Annotated in this window: 20 protein-coding genes and 4 tRNA genes (1 of these 24 only partly in view); 9 read left to right on the forward strand and 15 right to left on the reverse strand. The window is 66.9% G+C overall.

Features of this window, described 5'->3' with window-relative positions; translation table 11 throughout:
• Positions 1–599: the beginning of a DNA-directed RNA polymerase subunit beta gene (locus C3K08_RS03440; RefSeq protein WP_104990048.1), read on the reverse strand. Its footprint begins 2,860 nt before the window's first position; the window shows 599 of its 3,459 coding nt (coding positions 1–599); it begins with the start codon at positions 597–599; its stop codon lies beyond the left edge, outside the window.
• Positions 600–849: 250 nt separating this feature from the next.
• On the opposite strand from C3K08_RS03440, the gene C3K08_RS03445 reads away from it, so the two are divergent.
• Positions 850–1,644, forward strand: a complete 795-nt coding sequence (locus C3K08_RS03445) for a hypothetical protein (RefSeq protein WP_104990049.1) — start codon at positions 850–852, stop codon at positions 1,642–1,644.
• 60 nt (positions 1,645–1,704) lie between these two features.
• Here C3K08_RS03445 and C3K08_RS03450 read toward each other — a convergent pair whose 3' ends face one another.
• From C3K08_RS03450 to C3K08_RS03510, 13 genes are all read right to left on the reverse strand, one after another.
• Positions 1,705–1,968: a cold-shock protein gene (locus C3K08_RS03450; protein ID WP_104990050.1), complete on the reverse strand. Its 264-nt coding sequence runs from the start codon at positions 1,966–1,968 to the stop codon at positions 1,705–1,707.
• 197 nt (positions 1,969–2,165) lie between these two features.
• A complete protein-coding gene (rplL, locus tag C3K08_RS03455; RefSeq protein WP_104990051.1) occupies positions 2,166–2,531 on the reverse strand; it encodes a 50S ribosomal protein L7/L12 in 366 nt (121 codons plus the stop codon).
• 54 nt (positions 2,532–2,585) lie between these two features.
• Positions 2,586–3,098 carry a 50S ribosomal protein L10 gene (gene rplJ / locus C3K08_RS03460; RefSeq protein WP_104991888.1) on the reverse strand — a complete coding sequence of 171 codons (513 nt, stop codon included), beginning with the start codon at positions 3,096–3,098 and terminating at the stop codon, positions 2,586–2,588.
• Positions 3,099–3,286: 188 nt separating this feature from the next.
• Positions 3,287–3,988 carry a 50S ribosomal protein L1 gene (gene rplA / locus C3K08_RS03465; RefSeq protein ID WP_104990052.1) on the reverse strand — a complete coding sequence of 234 codons (702 nt, stop codon included), beginning with the start codon at positions 3,986–3,988 and terminating at the stop codon, positions 3,287–3,289.
• Entirely contained in the window at positions 3,981–4,415 is a 435-nt protein-coding gene (gene rplK / locus C3K08_RS03470) for a 50S ribosomal protein L11 (RefSeq protein WP_104990053.1), read from the reverse strand. Before rplK ends, rplA begins: the two co-directional genes overlap by 8 nt.
• 145 nt (positions 4,416–4,560) lie before the next feature.
• Entirely contained in the window at positions 4,561–5,133 is a 573-nt protein-coding gene (gene nusG, locus C3K08_RS03475) for a transcription termination/antitermination protein NusG (RefSeq protein ID WP_104990054.1), read from the reverse strand.
• Positions 5,130–5,309 carry a preprotein translocase subunit SecE gene (gene secE, locus C3K08_RS03480; RefSeq protein WP_027459996.1) on the reverse strand — a complete coding sequence of 60 codons (180 nt, stop codon included), beginning with the start codon at positions 5,307–5,309 and terminating at the stop codon, positions 5,130–5,132. Before secE ends, nusG begins: the two co-directional genes overlap by 4 nt.
• Before the next feature lie 89 nt (positions 5,310–5,398).
• Positions 5,399–5,566 carry a 50S ribosomal protein L33 gene (gene rpmG / locus C3K08_RS03485; RefSeq protein WP_012692576.1) on the reverse strand — a complete coding sequence of 56 codons (168 nt, stop codon included), beginning with the start codon at positions 5,564–5,566 and terminating at the stop codon, positions 5,399–5,401.
• A 195-nt stretch (positions 5,567–5,761) separates the two neighbouring features.
• Complete coding sequence (gene tuf / locus C3K08_RS03490) at positions 5,762–6,979, reverse strand: elongation factor Tu (protein ID WP_104990055.1); 1,218 nt, start codon at positions 6,977–6,979, stop codon at positions 5,762–5,764.
• Between the two features lie 134 nt (positions 6,980–7,113).
• A tRNA-Thr gene (locus C3K08_RS03495) sits at positions 7,114–7,188 on the reverse strand.
• A gap of 10 nt (positions 7,189–7,198) precedes the next feature.
• Positions 7,199–7,271 (reverse strand) — tRNA-Gly (locus C3K08_RS03500).
• A gap of 3 nt (positions 7,272–7,274) precedes the next feature.
• Positions 7,275–7,360, reverse strand: a tRNA-Tyr gene (locus tag C3K08_RS03505).
• A gap of 42 nt (positions 7,361–7,402) precedes the next feature.
• A tRNA-Thr gene (locus C3K08_RS03510) sits at positions 7,403–7,478 on the reverse strand.
• A gap of 331 nt (positions 7,479–7,809) precedes the next feature.
• On the opposite strand from C3K08_RS03510, the gene C3K08_RS03515 reads away from it, so the two are divergent.
• The 8 genes from C3K08_RS03515 (at position 7,810) to C3K08_RS03550 (ending at position 18,099) form a co-directional block, all read left to right on the forward strand.
• Entirely contained in the window at positions 7,810–9,732 is a 1,923-nt protein-coding gene (locus C3K08_RS03515) for an ABC transporter ATP-binding protein (RefSeq protein WP_104990056.1), read from the forward strand.
• The gene (locus C3K08_RS03520) at positions 9,729–11,606 is read left to right on the forward strand and encodes an ABC transporter ATP-binding protein (protein WP_104990057.1); all 1,878 of its coding nucleotides are present in this window, start codon (positions 9,729–9,731) and stop codon (positions 11,604–11,606) included. Before C3K08_RS03515 ends, C3K08_RS03520 begins: the two co-directional genes overlap by 4 nt.
• A 115-nt stretch (positions 11,607–11,721) precedes the next feature.
• On the forward strand, positions 11,722–12,756 hold the full coding sequence (gene pstS / locus C3K08_RS03525; RefSeq protein WP_104990058.1) for a phosphate ABC transporter substrate-binding protein PstS: 1,035 nt from the start codon (positions 11,722–11,724) through the stop codon (positions 12,754–12,756).
• A gap of 120 nt (positions 12,757–12,876) precedes the next feature.
• The gene (gene pstC / locus C3K08_RS03530; RefSeq protein WP_104990059.1) at positions 12,877–13,884 is read left to right on the forward strand and encodes a phosphate ABC transporter permease subunit PstC; all 1,008 of its coding nucleotides are present in this window, start codon (positions 12,877–12,879) and stop codon (positions 13,882–13,884) included.
• On the forward strand, positions 13,881–14,747 hold the full coding sequence (gene pstA, locus C3K08_RS03535) for a phosphate ABC transporter permease PstA (RefSeq protein WP_104990060.1): 867 nt from the start codon (positions 13,881–13,883) through the stop codon (positions 14,745–14,747). The genes pstC and pstA overlap by 4 nt, the downstream gene beginning before the upstream one ends.
• Positions 14,748–14,784: 37 nt before the next feature.
• The gene (gene pstB, locus C3K08_RS03540) at positions 14,785–15,546 is read left to right on the forward strand and encodes a phosphate ABC transporter ATP-binding protein PstB (protein WP_104990061.1); all 762 of its coding nucleotides are present in this window, start codon (positions 14,785–14,787) and stop codon (positions 15,544–15,546) included.
• Positions 15,547–15,586: 40 nt separating this feature from the next.
• Positions 15,587–16,264, forward strand: a complete 678-nt coding sequence (locus tag C3K08_RS03545; protein WP_234009147.1) for a PhoU domain-containing protein — start codon at positions 15,587–15,589, stop codon at positions 16,262–16,264.
• Positions 16,265–16,314: 50 nt separating this feature from the next.
• The gene (locus tag C3K08_RS03550; protein ID WP_199776981.1) at positions 16,315–18,099 is read left to right on the forward strand and encodes a M3 family oligoendopeptidase; all 1,785 of its coding nucleotides are present in this window, start codon (positions 16,315–16,317) and stop codon (positions 18,097–18,099) included.
• Between the two features lie 68 nt (positions 18,100–18,167).
• Here C3K08_RS03550 and C3K08_RS03555 read toward each other — a convergent pair whose 3' ends face one another.
• Positions 18,168–18,584: an OsmC family protein gene (locus tag C3K08_RS03555; RefSeq protein ID WP_104990062.1), complete on the reverse strand. Its 417-nt coding sequence runs from the start codon at positions 18,582–18,584 to the stop codon at positions 18,168–18,170.
• Between the last annotated feature and the right edge of the window lie 6 nt (positions 18,585–18,590).

Consider the following 18,590-nt stretch of genomic DNA (forward strand, 5'->3'; position numbering starts at 1 on the left):
GGGAACTTGCGCTTGTTGACCTTCATCTCCAGCACGCCGCCCGCGAACTCCAGCTCGATCCAGGGACCGCGCTTGGGCATGGGGATGATCGCCGCCGTGTACAGCTTCTTGATCCCCTTGTAGGAGGACGTGAAGTACACGCCGGGCGAGCGGTGAATCTGCGAGATCACCACGCGGTCGGCCCCGTTGATGACGAAGGAACCGTCGTCGGTCATCAGCGGCAGGTCGCCCAGGAACACCTGGTCTTCCTTGATCAGGCCGGAGTCCTTGTGGATCAGTTGCAGCTTGGCGTACATCGGGGCCTGATAGGTCAGGTCCTTCTCGCGGCACTCCTCCGGGGTATAGGGGGCCTCACCGAGGCGATACTCCAGGAAGTCCAGCACCAGCCCCGTCGAGCGGCCCTTCTCGGTCTCGTCGATAGGGAAGACCTCACGGAAGGCGCTTTGAAGCCCCGCGTTGTCGCGCTGGTCGGGGGCGCGGTCGTCTTGCAAGAAGGCCTTGAAGGAGTTGACCTGCACCTCGGTCAGTTCGGGAAGCGGGATCACTTCGGTGATCTCACCGAACCGCTCGATGCGCGGTTTCTGATTCGTCAGGGTCATTCACACCTCGCGCACCCTGGGCAGAACTGCGGCCTTCCGGGGCGGGAAAAAGGCGCAGCCGGGACCACAGCCTCTGTGTCGGCCGTGTCCCGCGTTGAAACTTCAGTTGTGGAGTCTGCTACGCGGCAAGTCGCTCCTGCCCGACCCATCGTGGTCGGCCACAGGCCAGTATAGAGGCCTGCGGCCGACCAGGTCAACAACCGTCTGGGCCGTTCCAGAGCGGCCGAAGCCCCTGCTCTAGGATGGAGGCGTGGACGCCCTGCAACCTTACCTCCCCCTGATCTTCAGCGTGATTCGTGGCCTGGCAGTGGTGGGCCTCGTCCACGCCATCATGACCCGGCAGCCGATTTTCTGGATGTTCCTGCTGGCATTCGGGGCGCTGTTTGGTCAAATCTATGGCCTGATTGGCGCCGTGCTGTACACCTTCCTGGTCTTCCTGCCGTGGCTGCGGGGTCGGGGCCGGGTGGCGGGGCAGGCGGTCGCCCGTGGGGTCGAGGCCATCAAGCCGCTGGACATCCGCATTCGTGAGGCGCGGGAACGGCTCTCGGAGAGTGACACGCTGGCCCACCGTACCGATCTCGCCGCGCTTCAGGCCCGCGCTGGGCGTCCCGACGAGGCCCAGGCGACGCTCGCACCTCTGCTGGGGGGGATCTATGCCGACGATCCGGTGGTGCTGCTGACGAGCGCTGAGCTGGAGCTGGCCCGCGAGAACCCCGGCGCCGCAGAGATCCTGCTGGAACGCGTCGACCTGCGGACCAGTGCGGCCACCCGCACCCGTACGCTCACCCTGCTCGCCCAGGCGCAGGCGGCCCAGGGGAAGAGGCCGGAGGCCGACACGACCTACCGCGAGGCTATGACCGCCGCGACCACCGAGGAACCCCGCGCCCGTTACGCCGCCTTTCTGCTGGGGCAGGGGAGACGTGACGAGGCGGCAGCTCTTCTGGAGGCGATGGAGAAGACCGAGCGCCGCGCCACTCCCCTCTACAAACGGCAGGAGCGCGAGTGGTTCCAGATGGCGGCAGGGTTGCGCCGGGAGTTGAGATAGCCCAATTTCGCAATGAAAACCCCCCGGCCCGGAGGCAGGGGGGTCAAGATTTGGGGAAAATTACCAGCGGTCGTCGCGGCGCTGGGGGCGGTCGCCGTAGGCGGGGGCCGGAGCGGCCTTCGTCACGACGATGTTCTTGGCCTGGGGACCCTTGCCGCGCTGGCCGGCTTCAATCTCGAACTCGACCTCATCGCCCTCGTTGAGCTTCTTGAAGCCCTGAGCCTGGATGGCGCTGAAGTGCGCGAACACGTCCTCGCTGCCTTCCGTCTCGATGAATCCGTAACCCTTTTCCGCGTTAAACCACTTCACTCTGCCTACTGCCATGGTGACTCCTGGCTGTTTTCTAACCGACAGAAACGGAAGCGCGCACTGTTTACCGCGCCCCGCTGAGGAATCTGCCTGGAAAACAACTCGGCTACTATGCCGCGGGACTTCGCCAGGAATCGTAATGCCCATCACGTAGAGACCAAAGGAAAACCCCCCGCTCTCGCAGGGGGCTGCACTCCCGGTGGGAAGGGGACTTACTTCAGTTCGACGCGGGCGCCAGCGGCCTCGAGCTGCGCCTTCATCTTCTCGGCGTCGTCCTTGCTAACGCCTTCCTTGAGGGCGCCGCCCTTCTCGCTGAGGTCCTTGGCTTCCTTCAGCCCCAGGCCGGTGATGGCGCGGATTTCCTTAATGACGTTGATCTTGCTCGAGCCGGCGTCGATCAGCACGACGTCGAACTCGGTCTTCTCCTCGACGGGCGCGGCGGCAGCGGCGCCGCCACCCGCGACGGCCACGGCGGCGGTCACGCCCCAGGTCTCCTTGAGACCGTCGATGAGGTCGGCGAGTTCCATGATGGTGAGGGTGCTGAGCTGGTCGATCAGAGCCTGCTTGTCGTAAGCCATGGTGATGTCCTCCGGTGGATGAATTGGTGAAAAGGGGTGGGAAAAGAAGGGGGTTTAGCCCTGGGCTTCGGCGTTGCCGCCGCCGCCCAGCTTCTCCTGGTAGGCTTCCAGGATGCCGACGAAGCTCGACAGGTGGCTGGAGAGCACACCCACGAACTCGCCCTGAAGGCTCTGCTTGCTGCCCAGGCTGGCCAGGCGCTCGATGACCGCCACGTCCACGCGGCGCCCCTCGACGAGGCCGCCCTTCATGGTCGGGATGCCGCGGTCATTGCTCTTGGCCGCGTCGCTCAGGGCCTTGGCAACCCCGGCGGGATCGTCCTGCGCGAGGACGAGGGCACTCGGCCCCCGCAGGGTCTCGCTGAAGTCCTGACCGCCGCCCTGCAGGGCGAGGTTGATCAGGGTGTTCTTGGCGACGATCAGTTGACCGCCGCGCTCGCGGATGTCCTTGCGCAGGCGGCTGAGCTGCCCGGCGGTCAGCCCCTGGTAATCGACGACGTAAAACGTCTCGATGCCGCTGAGGCTCTCCTGAAGGCTGCTCAGGTTCTGCTGATTGCGTGCGTTCGCCACGTGATGGACCTCCTTGGTGGTGAACAAGTCCAGGTGCGCTCCCTCGCGCCCTGACAACTCGGCGGGATGTTTAAACCTGGCAAGGGTCCCCGCTGTCTACGATGCCGGAATTGGAAAGGTGGGCCGTGGGGCGCACCGGGGTGCTGAAGTCAGGGGGGAGGAAGCGGTGCCCCCTCCCCGGAAGAAGCTCAGGCCTGGGCCTGGCTGCTCAGCGTGAGGGGAATGCTCGGCCCCATCGTGCTGGTCAGGTACGCGCTGCGCAGGTACACGCCCTTGGCGCTGCCCGGCTTGGCGGCTTCGAGGGCCGACACCAGCGCCTGGTAGTTGGCGCTGAGGTTGCCCGGCTCGAAGCTGGCCTTGCCGATGGGCGCGTGCACCACACCGGTCTTGTCGTTGCGGAACTCGATACGCCCAGCCTTGAGGCCGCGCACCATGCCCGCCACGTCGGGACCGACGGTGCCGCTCTTGGGGTTGGGCAGGAGGCCGCGCGGCCCGAGCAGACGCGCGAGCTTCTGGCCGACCTGCGCCATCATGTCGGGCGTCGCCACGACGGCGTCAAACTCCATGAAACCGCCCGCGATGCGCTCGATCAGCTCGTCGCTGCCGACCACGTCGGCGCCCGCAGCCTCGGCGGCAGCCACGTTGTCACCCTTGGTGATAACGGCCACGCGCACCGTCTTCCCGGTGCCGTGGGGCAGGGCCACCGTGCCGCGCACGTTCTGGTCGCTCTTGCGCGGGTCGATCCCGAGGCGGAAGTGAACCTCCACCGTCTCGTCGAACTTGGCGGTCGCCAGTTCCTTCACGAGCGCGGTGGCCTCGTCGATGGTGTACTGCTTGCTGCGGTCGACCTTGTCGGTCAGGGCGCGGTAACGCTTGCCATGCTTAGGCATTGGGAGCCCCCTCGATGGTCACGCCCATGGAACGGGCGGTCCCGGCCACGGTGTTGGCGGCGGCTTCGACGCTGCCGGCGTTCAGGTCGGGCATCTTGGTGCGGGCAATCTCCAGCACCTGATCCCAGTTCAGCTTGCCGACCTTGGCCTTGTTGGGGGTCGCGCTGCCCTTCTGGAGTCCCGCCGCCTTGCGGATCAGGTAGCTCATCGGGGGGGTCTTGGTGATGAAGGTAAACGAGCGGTCCGCGTAGATGGTGATCTCGACGGGGATGATCGCGTCACCCTTGTCGGCCGTCTGCGCGTTAAACGCCTTCGTGAACTCCATGATGTTCGCGCCGTACTGACCCAGCGCGGGACCAACGGGGGGCGCCGGAGTGGCCTTGCCCGCGGGCAGCTGGAGTTTGACCAGCCCTGTGACTTTCTTCATGTGTCCTCCTTAGCTCCCCCGGCTGGCCGCAGCGGGCAGCGGGGTGCTGGCGCTAAGTGCCGCTCCCGGCCACGGTGGGCCGGCGGGGCAGCAACTTTGGCAGTGTACAGGGCGCGGGCAAGTCTGCCAAGCCCACGCCCGGGGATTACTTGCTGACCTGCGCGAAGTCGAGTTCGACCGGAGTCTCGCGCCCGAAGATGCTGACCAGCACCTTGACCTTGGCCTGCGGGGCATTGACCTCGCTCACCACGCCGCTGAAGTCGGCGAAGGGACCACCAGTGACCCGGACCATATCGCCGGGCTTGAGGTCGACCTTGATGCGCGGGGCCGTTTCCTCGGGGGCCTGGGCCGCCACGCCGACCGAGGCCAGCAGGCGCTGCACCTCCTCGGGGGAGAGGGGCACCGGGCGGGTCGCCGTGCCGACAAAGCCAGTCACGCCGCTCGTGCCGCGCACGACCTCCCAGGACTCGCCGAGTTCGCCGGGCGCGTCGTCGTCCTCGACATCCATCTGCACGAAGACGTAACCGGGAAAGAGCTTGCGCTCGACCTCGACCTTCTTGCCGCCTTCCTGAAGCTCGACGGCCTTCTCGGTGGGTTGCAGCACCTGAAAAATCTTGGTGTGGTGCATGCCCAGCTTGCGGGCACGCTCCAGCAGGTGCTGCTGCACGCGGTCTTCCTGACCAACGTAGGTGTGAACGGCGTACCACTCGATGCTCATGGCAGCGCCGCCCGCACGAGAAAGCCGAACAGGGAGTCCATCGCGAACACGATCAGGGTCAGGGCCACCACAAAGATCAGCACGGCCTGCGTGCCCTCGATGACTCCCTGGCGGGTCGGCCAGGTGACCTTGGCGAGTTCGGCGCGGGAATCCCGCAAGTACTGCATCAGATTCATGCGCTCACCTTGCCCGTCATGACGTGGGGCGAAGGGTCAGAGCCGAAGCTGGGCGCCCGCCGGGGAGGCGGGCAAACCCAGCCCGAGACTCAGACCTTCTTTTCCTTGAACACGACGTGCTTTTTCGCCACGGGATCGTACTTGCGCAGTTCCATCTTGGCCTGCGTGTTGCGGCGGTTCTTGGTGGTCGTGTAGTAGAAGCCCGTGCCTGCGGTGCTTTCCATCTTCACGATGATGCGCGGTCCGTCTTTCGCCATGGTACTGCTCCTTTCGCGCGCCCCCAGGGGGGTTCTGCGCTCCCAGCCCTCCACCTCTCACGGGCGGCGCTGGTAAAAGCCCGCCTTGTGGCGGGCAACATTGGGATTATAGGCAGAGAGGCGGGCAGTGTCCACCCACAAGGCACAAAAGAAGGAGAAGGCCGCAGAGGGCCTTCTCCCCGGGGAGGCTGGACCTTACTCCAGGACCTTGGTGACGACGCCGGCGCCGACGGTGCGTCCGCCTTCACGGATGGCGAAGCGCAGACCTTCTTCCATGGCGATGGGCTTGATCAGGTCCACCGTGAAGGTCACGTTGTCCCCGGGCATCACCATCTCCACCCCTTCGGCCAGTTCCACCACGCCCGTCACGTCCGTCGTGCGGAAGTAGAACTGCGGGCGGTAGCCCCCGAAGAACGCGCTGTGACGCCCACCCTCGTCCTTGGACAGCACGTACACACTGGCCTCGAACTTGGTGTGCGGCTTGATCGACCCGGGCTTGGCCAGCACCTGGCCACGCTCCACGTCGTCGCGAGCGACGCCACGCAGCAGCACGCCCACGTTGTCGCCGGCCATCCCGGAGTCCAGCAGCTTGCGGTGCATTTCGATGCCGGTCACGGTGGTCTTCTTGGTGTCGCGCAGACCGATGATCTCGACTTCGTCCTGCACCTTGACCACACCGCGCTCCACACGGCCGGTGGCCACAGTGCCGCGACCGGTGATGGTGAACACGTCTTCGACGGGCATCAGGAAGGTCTTGTCGGTGTCGCGCTCGGGGGTGGGGATGTAGGAGTCGATGGCGTCGAGCAGTTCCCAGATGCGGTCGACCCACTGGTTCTCACCGCGGGCGGTCTTGGGGTTGGCCTGCAGGGCTTCCAGCGCCTGAAGGGCGCTGCCCTTGACGACGGGGAGGTCATCGCCGGGGAACTCGTACTTGCTGAGCAGCTCGCGCACTTCCATCTCGACGAGTTCGAGCAGTTCTTCGTCGTCGACCATGTCGACCTTGTTCATGAACACGACGATGTAGGGCACGCCGACCTGACGGGCGAGCAGGATGTGCTCGCGGGTCTGGGGCATGGGGCCGTCAGCGGAGCTGACGACCAGGATCGCGCCGTCCATCTGAGCGGCACCGGTGATCATGTTCTTGACGTAGTCGGCGTGGCCGGGGCAGTCGACGTGCGAGTAGTGGCGGGTGGGGGTGTTGTACTCGACGTGGGAGGTGTTGATGGTGATGCCGCGGGCCTTTTCTTCGGGGGCCTTGTCGATCTGGTCGTAGGCCAGGGTTTCGATGGTGGGGTCCATCGCGGCGGCGGTGAAGGTGATGGCCGCGGTCAGGGTGGTCTTGCCGTGGTCCACGTGCCCGATGGTGCCCACGTTCACGTGGGGCTTGGTCCGCTCAAACGTTCCTTTTGCCATGATTCTTTCCTCCTGAAAGGGGGTGTCTCTGGGACAAGCCAGCCTGCACAGCATACCGGCCGGAGCCGGGGGCATGTAACCCGGAGGGCGTAAGGAAATGCGGCCCGCTTGAGTAAGCAGGCCGCGTTCCCGGCTGGAGCTCTTGGTCGGGATTGAACCGACGACCTCTCCCTTACCAAGGGAGTGCTCTACCACTGAGCTACAAGAGCGGAGTAAAAAAGCGGGAAACGAGACTCGAACTCGCGACTTTCAGCTTGGGAAGCTGACGCTCTACCAACTGAGCTATTCCCGCGTGTGGTGGGCAGGGGCGGATTCGAACCGCCGTACACTTTCGTGAACAGATTTACAGTCTGTCGCCTTTAACCACTCGGCCACCTACCCGTCCTGCTCGTCCCGGCCCGGATTGTCACGGCGAGGGCCGTGTGGAGCCACCCAGGAGAATCGAACTCCCAACCTTCCGATTACAAGTCGGGTGCTCTACCAGTTGAGCTAGGGTGGCACCGTTCCCAAACCTGAGGGCTGAATTTCCTGCCCTGGGTGCGAAAGTTTCGCGCTTGCCGCGCTGACTTCCGGCTGTGAATAGTAGCACCGGCCCCAGGGGGTGTCAACACGGCCGCGCCGCGCTGTCGGGGGTGGAGTTTGGGAAGCATTCGGCGGCGGCCCCTCTGATGAAGCCGGACTGAAGGCAGCTCCCGCCCCACCTCCGCCATATCGCGCATTTGCCGCCCAGCCCATCAGCGTAGACTGACGGCTCTCCGGCCTGCTGAGCTGCCGAAATCTGCCCACCCCCGGCTGTCTTCGCCCTCTTTCCCCCTTGAGGTACCTCTTCCTTGGACAGTTTGCGAACCCTCTGGCCCTACCTGCGGCTGCACCGCCGCCAGTACGTGATCGGGTTGATCGCGGTGGTGATCGCCAACAGCGTGAACCTGCTGCCGTACTACTTCATTCGCCTCACCATCGACGGGGTGACCGGCCAGACCGACGCGGACGCGGCGACGGCGGGCATTACTGCCACCCAGGTGCTGCTGTACGCGTTGGGCATCGTGGCGGCGTCCGCGACGGCGGGCTTGTTCATGCTGGTGATGCGCCGGATGATCGTGATCGCCTCACGCCAGACCGAGTACGAGATTCGCCGCGACATCTTCGGCCACCTTCAGACCCTCGACAAACCCTACTACGACCGTGCCCGCACCGGGGACCTGATGAACCGCCTGACCGGGGACCTCGGGGCCGTGCGGGAAATGTTGGGTTTCGGGGCGTGGCAGATCGTCAATATCGTATCGGGGTTCATCACGGCCTTTGCGGTGATGTTCAGCCTGAGCTGGCAGCTCACCTTGATCGTGCTGGCGCTGCTGCCCATCATCGTGGGGCTGCTGACCTACATGGCGCGGCAGATCAACAAGCGGCACACTTTCGTGCAGGAGCAGAACAGCCTGATCGCCGCCAAGGCGCAGGAGAACTTCAGTGGGGCGCGGGTGGTCAAGGGCTACGCGATTGAGGACCGCGAGATCGAGGACTACCGTGCGATGAACCTCGAACTGCTGCGGCGCAACATCTCGCTGATCAAGGTGGACGGGCCGCTCAGATCGGTGATGAATCTGCTGCTGGGCCTTGCCTTCGGGTTGATCCTTCTCGTCGGCGGGCGGCTGATCCTCAGCGGCGACGAGACCTTCACCATTGGGATGTTCACCCAGTTCGTCGGGACGCTCGAACGCCTCGCCTTCCCCATGCTGATGGTGGGATGGATCACCGGGATCACCCAACGGGGCCTGTCGTCATGGCTGCGCCTGCGTGAGCTGTTCGACGCCCGTGCCCTGGTGCGCGACGAGCGGGGCCGGGTGAACGCTGGCCTCCAGACCCTGCGCGGCGACGTGGAGTTCGACCACGTGACCCTGCGCTACGGCGAGCGCACCGTGCTGGAGGACGTGAGTCTGAAGGTTCCTGCTGGGACGTTCCTGGGCATCACCGGGCCGACGGGCAGCGGCAAGACCGTGCTGGGCCAACTGCTGACCCGTTCGATGGATCCCACGGCGGGTGTAGTGCGGGTGGACGGGCACGATGTACGGACGATCCCGCTGCGGGTGCTGCGCGACCACATCAGCGTGGTGCCGCAAGAACCCTTCCTGTTCAGCGACTCCATCGCCAACAACATCGGCTTCGGGCTGGGCAACCGTGACCTGCCGGAGGTGCCCACCGGGGTCAGCGTGGTGGGGGCGCCGCCTCCCCCCGACATTCCCCCGAACCCCGACATGAGCCGGGTGCAGGAAGCGGCGCGGCTGGCGGGCCTCGCCGGGGACGTGGAGGACTTCCCGCAGGGCTACGACACGGTGCTGGGCGAGCGCGGGGTGACCCTCTCGGGTGGGCAGCGGCAACGCACGGCGATCGCGCGGGCCATCGTGCGTGACCCGGCCATCCTGATTCTCGACGACAGCCTCTCGGCGGTGGACACAGAAACCGAGCGGCGCATCCTCGACGGGCTGCGGGAGGTCGCTCAGGGGCGCACGGTGATTCTGATCGGGCACCGCATCAGCACCCTGCGCCACGCCGATCAGATCGTGGTGCTGGAGGAAGGCCGCCTCGTCGAGCAGGGCACCCACGACGACCTCGTCGCCGCCGGGGGCCACTACGCCGAAATCGAGCGGCTTCAGCGCCTCGCCTCCGACCTCGACGCCGACGACGAACCGATCCGCGACGCGGAGGTCGCCGCCGACGTGCTTGAACACCAGCCCAGACCTCAGGAGGCCGTGAAGTGACCGCAGGTGCTCCCCTTCCCCCCGAACCCAGCAAGGCGGGCTTTGACGCCCAGCTCACCCGGCGCATCTTCCGGTACCTGCGGCCGTATCTGGCGCTGGTGGTGGGCGCAGTACTGCTCTCGCTGGCCTTTTCGGGCATCCAGCCGCTGTTCGGACTCATTCAGCGCTATGCCATCGACAACGCGCTGACGCCCTTCGTCAATGGGGTGACCGCTGACCGCGAGCCGCTGCTGCGGACGCTGACGGTGGCTGCGCTGACCTACATGGGCCTGAAGGTGCTGGAGTTTGCCGTGCAATACGGCTCGATCATGACCATCGGCTACCTGGGGCAGAACGTGCTGCGCGACATCCGGGCGGACGTGTTCACCAAGCTCCAGCGGCTGCACCTCGCCTTTTTCGACCAGAACCCGGTGGGGCGCCTGATCACCCGCGTGACGAGCGACGTGGACGCGATCAACCAGTTCCTGACGGGCGGGCTGGTCAGCCTGATTCAGAGTGCCTTCCTGATCGTGGCCTACGCCGTGATCATGCTCAGCGTGGACTGGCGGCTGGGGCTGGTGAGCTTCAGCGTGCTGCCCTTCATGTACTTCGCGTCCAACTACTTCCGGGGGCACCTGCGCGACGCCTTCCGCAGCAACCGTTTCCAGCAGGCGGTCGTGAACTCCAAGCTCAACGAGAACATCACCGGGATGACGACCGTGCAACTGTTCGGGCGGCAGCGGCGCATGGCGCTGGACTTCGACCACGCGAACCGGGCACTCCTGACCGCCAACGAGAACTCGGTGAAGTGGTTTTCCCTCTTTATGCCCGTGATGGCGGTGCTGGGGCAGATCGGCATTGCGCTGGTGCTGTACTTCGCGGCCACCCGGCTGCTGGGGCAGGACGCCGCCGGGGTCGCCGCCGCGACGGGCGTGACGGTGGGCACGCTGGTCGCCTTTATCGGCTGGACGACGAACCTGTTCCAGCCGATTCAGGACCTCGCGGACGTGTTCAACAACCTGCAAGCGGCGATGGCGAGCAGCGAGCGCATCTTCGAGGTGCTGGACACCGAGGAGAAGATCCAGGACAAGCCGGGCGCGGGGACGCTGGAGCCTTTCGAGGGCCGGGTGACCTTCGACGGCGTGTGGTTCGCCTACGACCAGGACGTGACGGCGAACACGCCCGACAATGACGACCGCTGGATTCTGCGCGGCATCAACCTCGACATTCAGCCCGGCGAGAGTGTGGCACTCGTCGGTGCAACTGGGGCGGGCAAGACAAGCGTGACCGCGCTGGTGAGCCGCTTCTATGACGTGCAGCGCGGGGCGGTGCGGGTGGACGGCCACGACGTGCGCGATCTGGAACAGCACGACCTGCGGCGGCACGTGGGCGTGGTCTTGCAGGACGTGTTCCTGTTCGCCGGGACCATCGAGAGCAACCTGACGCTGAACAACCCGGCCATCTCGCACGAGCGGGTGGTCGAGGCGTGCAAGTACGTGGGCGTCCACGACTACATCGTCTCGCTGCCCGAGGGCTACCAGACCGAGGTGCGCGAGCGCGGCGCGACCCTCTCGACCGGGCAGAAGCAACTGCTGGCCTTCGCCCGTGCGCTGATCCAGAATCCCGACATCCTGCTCGTGCTTGACGAGGCGACCGCCAACGTGGACACCGAGACCGAGCTGCGGATTCAGCAGGCGCTGCTGAAGGTGATGGAAGGCCGCACCTCCATCATCATCGCCCACCGCCTCAGCACCATCGAGCACTGCGACCGCATCGTGGTGATGCGCAAGGGCCGCATCGTGGAGCAGGGCAGCCACCGGGCACTGCTGGACAAGGGCGGCTATTACGCCCGGCTGCACCGCCTGCAATACGCGCAGGGGGACGCGGCGGACTGAGGTTGAGGAGCAAGTCGGGCGGTGGGGGAGACCTCGCCGCCCGACTTGCTTTGGGCTGACCTTCCGCTGACACGGCGGTGACGCCGCCCTGACGTGGGGGGGGCACCCTGGGGCCATGCAGAAGACCTTCCTCCTGGGCCTCGCCCTGGTCACGACCGCCACCGCCTCGCAGGCCGCCGCGCAGACGATCACCGGGGCGGGGGCCTCCTTTCCCTACCCCCTCTACTCCAAGATGTTCGCGGAGTACCGCAAGGACACGGGCGTCAGCGTGAACTACCAGTCGGTGGGCAGCGGCGCAGGCCAGAAGCAGATCACCGAGCGCACCGTGGACTTCGCGGGGTCGGACAACCCCATGAGCGACGAGGCGATGAAGGCCGCGCCCGCGAGGCTGCTGCATGTTCCCACCGCCATCGGCGCGGTCGTGCCCGCCTACAACGTGCCCGGCGTGACGCAGCCGCTCAAGTTCACCGGCCGGGTGCTCGCCGACATCTACCTGGGCAAGATTCGCACCTGGAATGACAAGGCGATCACCGCGCTGAACCCCGGCGTCACGCTGCCCGGCCTGCCCATCACCGCCGTGCGCCGCAGCGACGGCTCGGGCACGACCTACGTGTTCGCGGATTATCTGAGCAAGGTCAGCAACGAGTGGAAGACCAAGGTGGGCGTGGGCAACAGCCTTCAGTGGCCCACCGGCACGGGCGCCAAGGGCAACGACGGCGTGGCGGGCGTGGTCAAGAGCACCCCCGGCGCGATCGGCTACGTGGAACTGGTGTACGCCAAGCAGAACAAGCTGCCCTTCGGGAGCGTGCGCAACCGCGCCGGGAAGGACGTGCTGGCTGACAACGGCCCTGCCTCCGCCGCCGCGCAGGGCGTGGTGATTCCCGCCGACACCCGCGTTAGCCTGACGAACAGCGCGAACCCGGACGCCTACCCCATCACCAGCTTCACCTACGTGATCTTCTACGGGGAACAGAAGTACGGGAACCGCACCCAGGCGCAGGCCAAGGCCCTCAAGAATCTGCTGTCTTGGATGGTCGGCAGCGGGCAGGCCTACAACGAGGGGCTGGACTACGCGAAGTTGCCCTCCACGGTGGCGAGCAAGGCGCGGAACATCATCAATTCCATGACCTACGGCGGCAAGAAGCTCTGATCGCCTGACTCTCCTGCGCAGGGCGGCTCTCCGGGGTGGGGGCCGCCCGGCTTGCTGCGCCCGCCCCCTGACGTGGCCCTGACGCCGCCGCGCTGAACTGTCTCCAGAGGTCATGATCCCATGAGTGAACCTGTGCGACCCCGTCCATCGACCCGCGCCGCCCTGTCGGGCCGGAGCGACCGGACCTTTCAGGGCCTGATTCTCGCGCTCGCCTCGGTGATCGTGCTGGTGTTCGTGCTGAGCGTCTACCAGCTCGGGCGCGAGGCGTGGCCCGCCCTGCGCGAGTTCGGCCTGAGCTTCTATACCGAGCGCACCTGGAACCCGGTGACGGGCCAGTTCGGGGCGGCGACGATGGTGGTCGGCACCCTGGTGACCAGCCTCGCCGCGCTCGTGCTGAGCGTGCCGCTCGCGGTGGCGAGTGCCCTCTTTGTGGCCGAGTACGCGCCGAAGTGGCTGGCGAACCCGGTGGGCTACCTGATCGAACTGCTCGCCGCCGTCCCCAGCGTGGTCTATGGCCTGTGGGCCTTGTTCGTGATCGCGCCCATCCTGGGCCGCTGGCAGCAGGGCTTTTTCGCGGACCCGGCGAACGTCGCCCTGTACACCCGCTGTCAGGACCTGTGGAACAGCGGGCAGACCACCCTGCAATGCTTCTTCGTGCCCAGCGCCTTCGATGGACGGGGGCTGGCACTCGCCATCCTGATCCTGACGGTGATGATCCTGCCCTACACAGCGTCGGTCGCGCGGGACGTGATTCGGCTGGTGCCGCAGGACCAGCGTGAGGCGATGTACGCGCTGGGCGCGACGAAGTGGGAGGTCATCTCGCGGGCCATCCTGCCCTATGCCCGCGCAGGCATCCTGGGCGGCGTGATTCTGGCGCTGGGCCGGGCGCTGGGCGAGACGCTGGCGGTGGCGATGGTGATCGGGGACAGCCAGGACATCATCAAGAGCCTGTGGGGCGGGGCCAGCACGATGGCTTCGGTGATCGCCAACCAGTTCGGGGACGCGCAGGAGAGGCTGCACCGCTCCAGTGTAGTGGCGCTGGGCCTGGGCCTGTTCTTCCTGAGCGTGGCCGTGAACTTTCTCGCCCGTGTGGTGATCGCGCGGCTGACGCCCAAGGGGATTCAATGACCGCCCGCTCGGCCCCCCTCCCCGCCCGCTCCCGGCCCCGCCTCAGCCCGGCCCGCCGTGCCCGTAACCTGATCATGGGCGGCCTGATCGGCCTCTCGACCGTCATCGTGGTCATGCCCCTGATCCTGATTTTCGCCTACCTGCTGCGCGAGGGGCTGGGGGCAATGAACCTCGAATTCTTCACCAAGACGCCCGCGCCGGAAGGGGAGACGGGCGGCGGCCTCCTCAACGCGATTCTGGGCAGCCTCCAGATGCTGGCGATGGCGAGCGTGTTGGGTGTCGGGGTGGGTGTGGCGGGCGGCATCTTCCTGGCGGAGTACCCCCGGCACCGGCTGATGCCCACCGTGCGGATGCTCAGCGACGTGCTGGCGGGCATCCCGGCCATCGTGATGGGGCTGGTGGCCTACGGGCTGATCGTCCTCCAGTTCGGCTTTTCCGGGCTGGCGGGGGCCATCGCGCTGGGCTTCCTGATGATTCCCATCGTGGTTCGCACGACCGAGGAAGTCCTCAAGCTCGTTCCCGTCACCGTGCGCGAGGCGGGCCTGAGCCTGGGGCTCCCGCAGTGGCTGGTCATCCTGCGAATCGTGCTGCCCGCCGCTGCCGGGGGCATTGTGACCGGCGTGATGCTCGCGCTGGCGCGGGTGGCCGGGGAAGCCGCGCCGCTGCTGTTCACAGCCTTCGGGAACCCGCTCGTCAACCTCGATCCCACCAAGCCCATGAGCGCCCTGCCGCTGGAAATCTACCGGGGGGCGACGAGCGCCTACGACGAGAACCAGCGTCTTGCCAAGGCCGGAGCGCTTCTGCTGATCCTGATCATCTTCGCCACCAGCCTGCTGGCCCGCCGGGCGAGTCGGCGGCGCTAAGCCCTTCTCCTCTGCACCCTCCAAGGAGTCCCGACCCATGACCATCCCCCTCCTCACCGCCCAGGATGTCAGCATCTTCTACGGCGACAAGCAGGCCGTGCGCGGTGTGAACCTCAATGTGCAGCGCGGCACCGTGAATGCCCTGATCGGCCCTTCCGGGTGCGGCAAGACCACCTTTCTGCGGGCGATCAACCGGATGCACGACCTGACGCCGGGTGCCCGCGTGACGGGCCGCATCGTGCTCGACGGCGAAGACGTGTATGCCCCCGGCGTGGACGCCGTCGCCATGCGCCGCCGCGTCGGGATGGTCTTTCAGAAGCCCAACCCCTTTCCCACCATGAGCGTCTTCGACAACGTGGTGAGCGGTCTGAAGCTGACCGGCGTGCGCGACCGTGCCCGGCTGATGGAAGTGGCCGAACGCTCGCTGCGCGGGGCGGCTCTCTGGGACGAGGTGAAGGACCGCCTCAAGACTCCAGCGACGGGCCTCTCGGGGGGACAGCAGCAGCGCCTGTGCATCGCCCGTGCCCTCGCCGTCGAGCCCGAACTGCTGCTGATGGACGAGCCGACCTCGGCCCTCGACCCCGCGAGTACGGCCCGCATCGAGGACCTGATGACCGGCCTCAAGCAGGTCACCACCATCCTGATCGTGACGCACAACATGCACCAGGCGGCCCGCGTCTCGGACACGACCTCCTTTTTCCTGAACGGCGACCTTGTGGAGCATGGCGTGACCGATCAGGTCTTTACCAGCCCGCGCGACGAGCGCACCGAGGCGTACGTGACGGGTCGCTTTGGCTGAGCTTGACTCCCCCGTCACCCGGCGGGCCGATACTGTCGTCATGACATTTGATGCGGGGAGGGCAGACGGGGTGGGCACGGTGACCGCCCGCTTCCTGCGGATGCTGAGCCTCGCCCTGGAGGAGCTGGAGGCCGTGCGCGACGCCGCCCGCCGTGCCGAGTACGCCGGACTGACCGCCCGCGCCGGAGAGCTGGAGCGAGAGACGAATGCGCTGGAGCGCGAGCTGGAGGACGCCTGCCTCGCCGCCTTTGCCCGCCCGCTGACCCCAGACGACCTCGCCTTTCACTTGCTGGTCTTTCGCAGCCTGACCAACCTGGAACGGGTGGGCGACTACGCCTTTGGGGTAGCCCGCGACCTGGAGCGGCTGGCCCCGCGCACCCGCTCGGCCACCCTGCAAGACGTGCTGCCGCTGGTAGGCCTCCTGACCACCATGCTCGACCGCCTCGCCTACGCCTTTGCCGAGCGCGACGCGGCGGCGGCCCGCGAGGTCATCCGTCTGGACGAGGAGGAGGTGGACGTGCTGTACGAGCAGATGCTGCGGGCCAGCCTGACCCGCCTCCACGAGCGCCCCGACGACGTGGACATCGCGCTGGCCGCCAACCGCATGGCCCGCAGCCTGGAGCGCCTGGGGGATCATCTGGTCAATGTGGCTGAGCGGGTACTGGCGCTGGTGGAGGGACAGGGGGCCGGGAGAGCGACGGCGGGGCAGCCTTCCTAAGCCATCTGGCCGAGGCCCGGTCCCGGCTCCTCGCCTGCTAGCCTCCCCGCATGACCACAACCGAATCCCGCGAGCTTCCGCGCTGGCGTACCGACGACCTCTACGCGAGCCTGCAAGACCCCCGCTTGGGCGCGGACCTCGCTGCCGTGCGGGACGAGGTGGCCGCACTGGAAGCGACCTTTGACCGCTATGGCGTCCGCAAGGAGGGCGCCGCCGCCACCCCGGAGAGCCTGGAAGCCGTGCTGGGGGGCTTGAATGCGCTCTCGACCCGCCTGACCGCGCTGCGGGGCTTTATCTCCGCCTTCGTGACGACCGACAGCCGTGACGCCCTCGCGCAGCAGAAGATGGGCGAACTGACCACCCTGACCCTCCCGCTGGGGCCGTTGCGCTCACGCCTGACCGCGTGGCTGGGCGGCCAGGACGTGGAAGCGCTGCTGGCCGGGTCCGAGGTCGCCCGCGAGCACGAGCACCTGATTCGCCGCAGTGCGGAGCGGGCGCGGTACCAGATGACCCCGGAGGAAGAAGACCTCGCCGCTCGGTTGCGGCCCAGCGGGGCGGGCGGCTGGTCGAAGCTGCACGGCAACGTCTCCAGCCAGCTTCGCGGCGAGTTCCGGGGCGAGTCGCTGCCCGTGACCGCCCTGCGTGCCCTGGCGACCGACCCCGACGAGAGTGTGCGCCGCGATGCTTACGAGGCCGAGCTGAAGGTCTGGGAAAATGCGGAAGTCGTCCTGGCCGCCGCCCTCAACGGCGTCAAGGGCGAGGAAGGCACCCTCGCCGCCCGCCGGGGCTTCCCCGACGCGGTGGCCCCCAGCCTGCTGACCCACGGCATCGACCGAGAGACGCTGGAGGCCATGCAGGGCGCGGTCGTGCGCTCCTTTCCCGACTTCCGGCGTTACTTCGCGGCGAAGGCGCAGGCGCTGGGCAAGGAACGGTTGGACTGGTGGGACCTCTTCGCGCCCGTGGGCCGCTCGCAGACCGAGTGGACGTACGAGGCTGGGACCCGCTTCGTGCAGGAACAGTTCCGCTCCTACTCCGACAAGCTTGGCGACTACGCCGCCCGCGCCTTTGCCGAGAGCTGGATCGACGCCGGGCCGCGCGACGGCAAGCGGGGCGGGGCCTTTTGCATGGGCTGGCAGGGCGACGAGAGCCGCATCCTGATGAACCACGACCCCAGCCTCGACAGCGTGTCTACCCTCGCGCACGAGCTGGGGCACGGCTACCACAACCTCCTCAAGGCGCCGCGCACGCCCCTGCAACGCGAGACGCCGATGACCCTGGCCGAAACGGCGTCGATCTTCTGCGAGACGATCATCCAGAACGCGGCGCTGGAGCGGGCGACCGGCGAGGAGCGCCTCTACGTGCTGGAGACGCAACTGCTGGGGCACGCGCAGGTCGTCGTGGACATCCACTCGCGCTTCCTCTTCGAGCGGGCCGTGTTCGAGAAGCGGGCGCAGCGTGACCTGACGCCGCAGGAAATCAATGACCTGATGACCTGGGCGCAGCGCGAGACGTACGGGGACGCGCTGGCGAGCACCCACCCCTACATGTGGGCCGTCAAGCCGCACTACTACAGCCTCAGCTTTTACAACTACCCCTACACCTTCGGGCTGCTGTTCGGCCTGGGCCTGTACGCCCAGTACCAGGCGGCGAAGGAGCGCGGCGAGGCCGCCGACTTCCAGCGCCGTTACGACGAGCTGCTGTCGGGTACCGGCCTGGCCGACGCCCGCACCCTGGCCGCCGGATTCGGCATCGACCTGCACGCGCCGGACTTCTGGGAGGGCAGCCTGAACGTGATTCGGGAGCAGATCGCGGCGTACGAGGCGGCGACGGGCTGACATTCGGCCAGGAACGGGAAGGGGAGAGGCGGCCATTCCAAGCTGCCTCTCCCCACTGCTTCTTCCGACTAACTAGGCTCGACCTGCACGTCCGTCAGCGTCACGGGTACCCCGGCCCGGAGGGTGTTCTGAATCTCAGCGACCTGGTCGGTGTGTAGGAGCAGCTCCCGTACCTCGGCCTCGTCGTGCGGCGTGGTGACTCGGACGCGGTAGGTCACGTTCCGGGCCGGTTCACCCTCGCTCCCGAAGTCGCCCGAGACTTCCACCTCCACCCGACCCACCGTCAGGCCGCGCCTGGCTGCCTCCCGGTACACGTCGTTGCAGTAGCAGGTCGCCAGGGCGAGAAACAGCAGCTCGCCGCCATTGACCGCCGAGCCGAAGCCGCTGGGCCGGGGCGGGACGGCCAGGGACTGAACATGCCCCTCCGTCCGCAGGGTGACCTCATGGTGGCCTGCGCTGTTCTGCACCAGGGCGCTGATGTGCATGTCGCA

The sequence above is a fragment of the Deinococcus sp. NW-56 genome (assembly GCF_002953415.1).
GTDB lineage: Bacteria > Deinococcota > Deinococci > Deinococcales > Deinococcaceae > Deinococcus.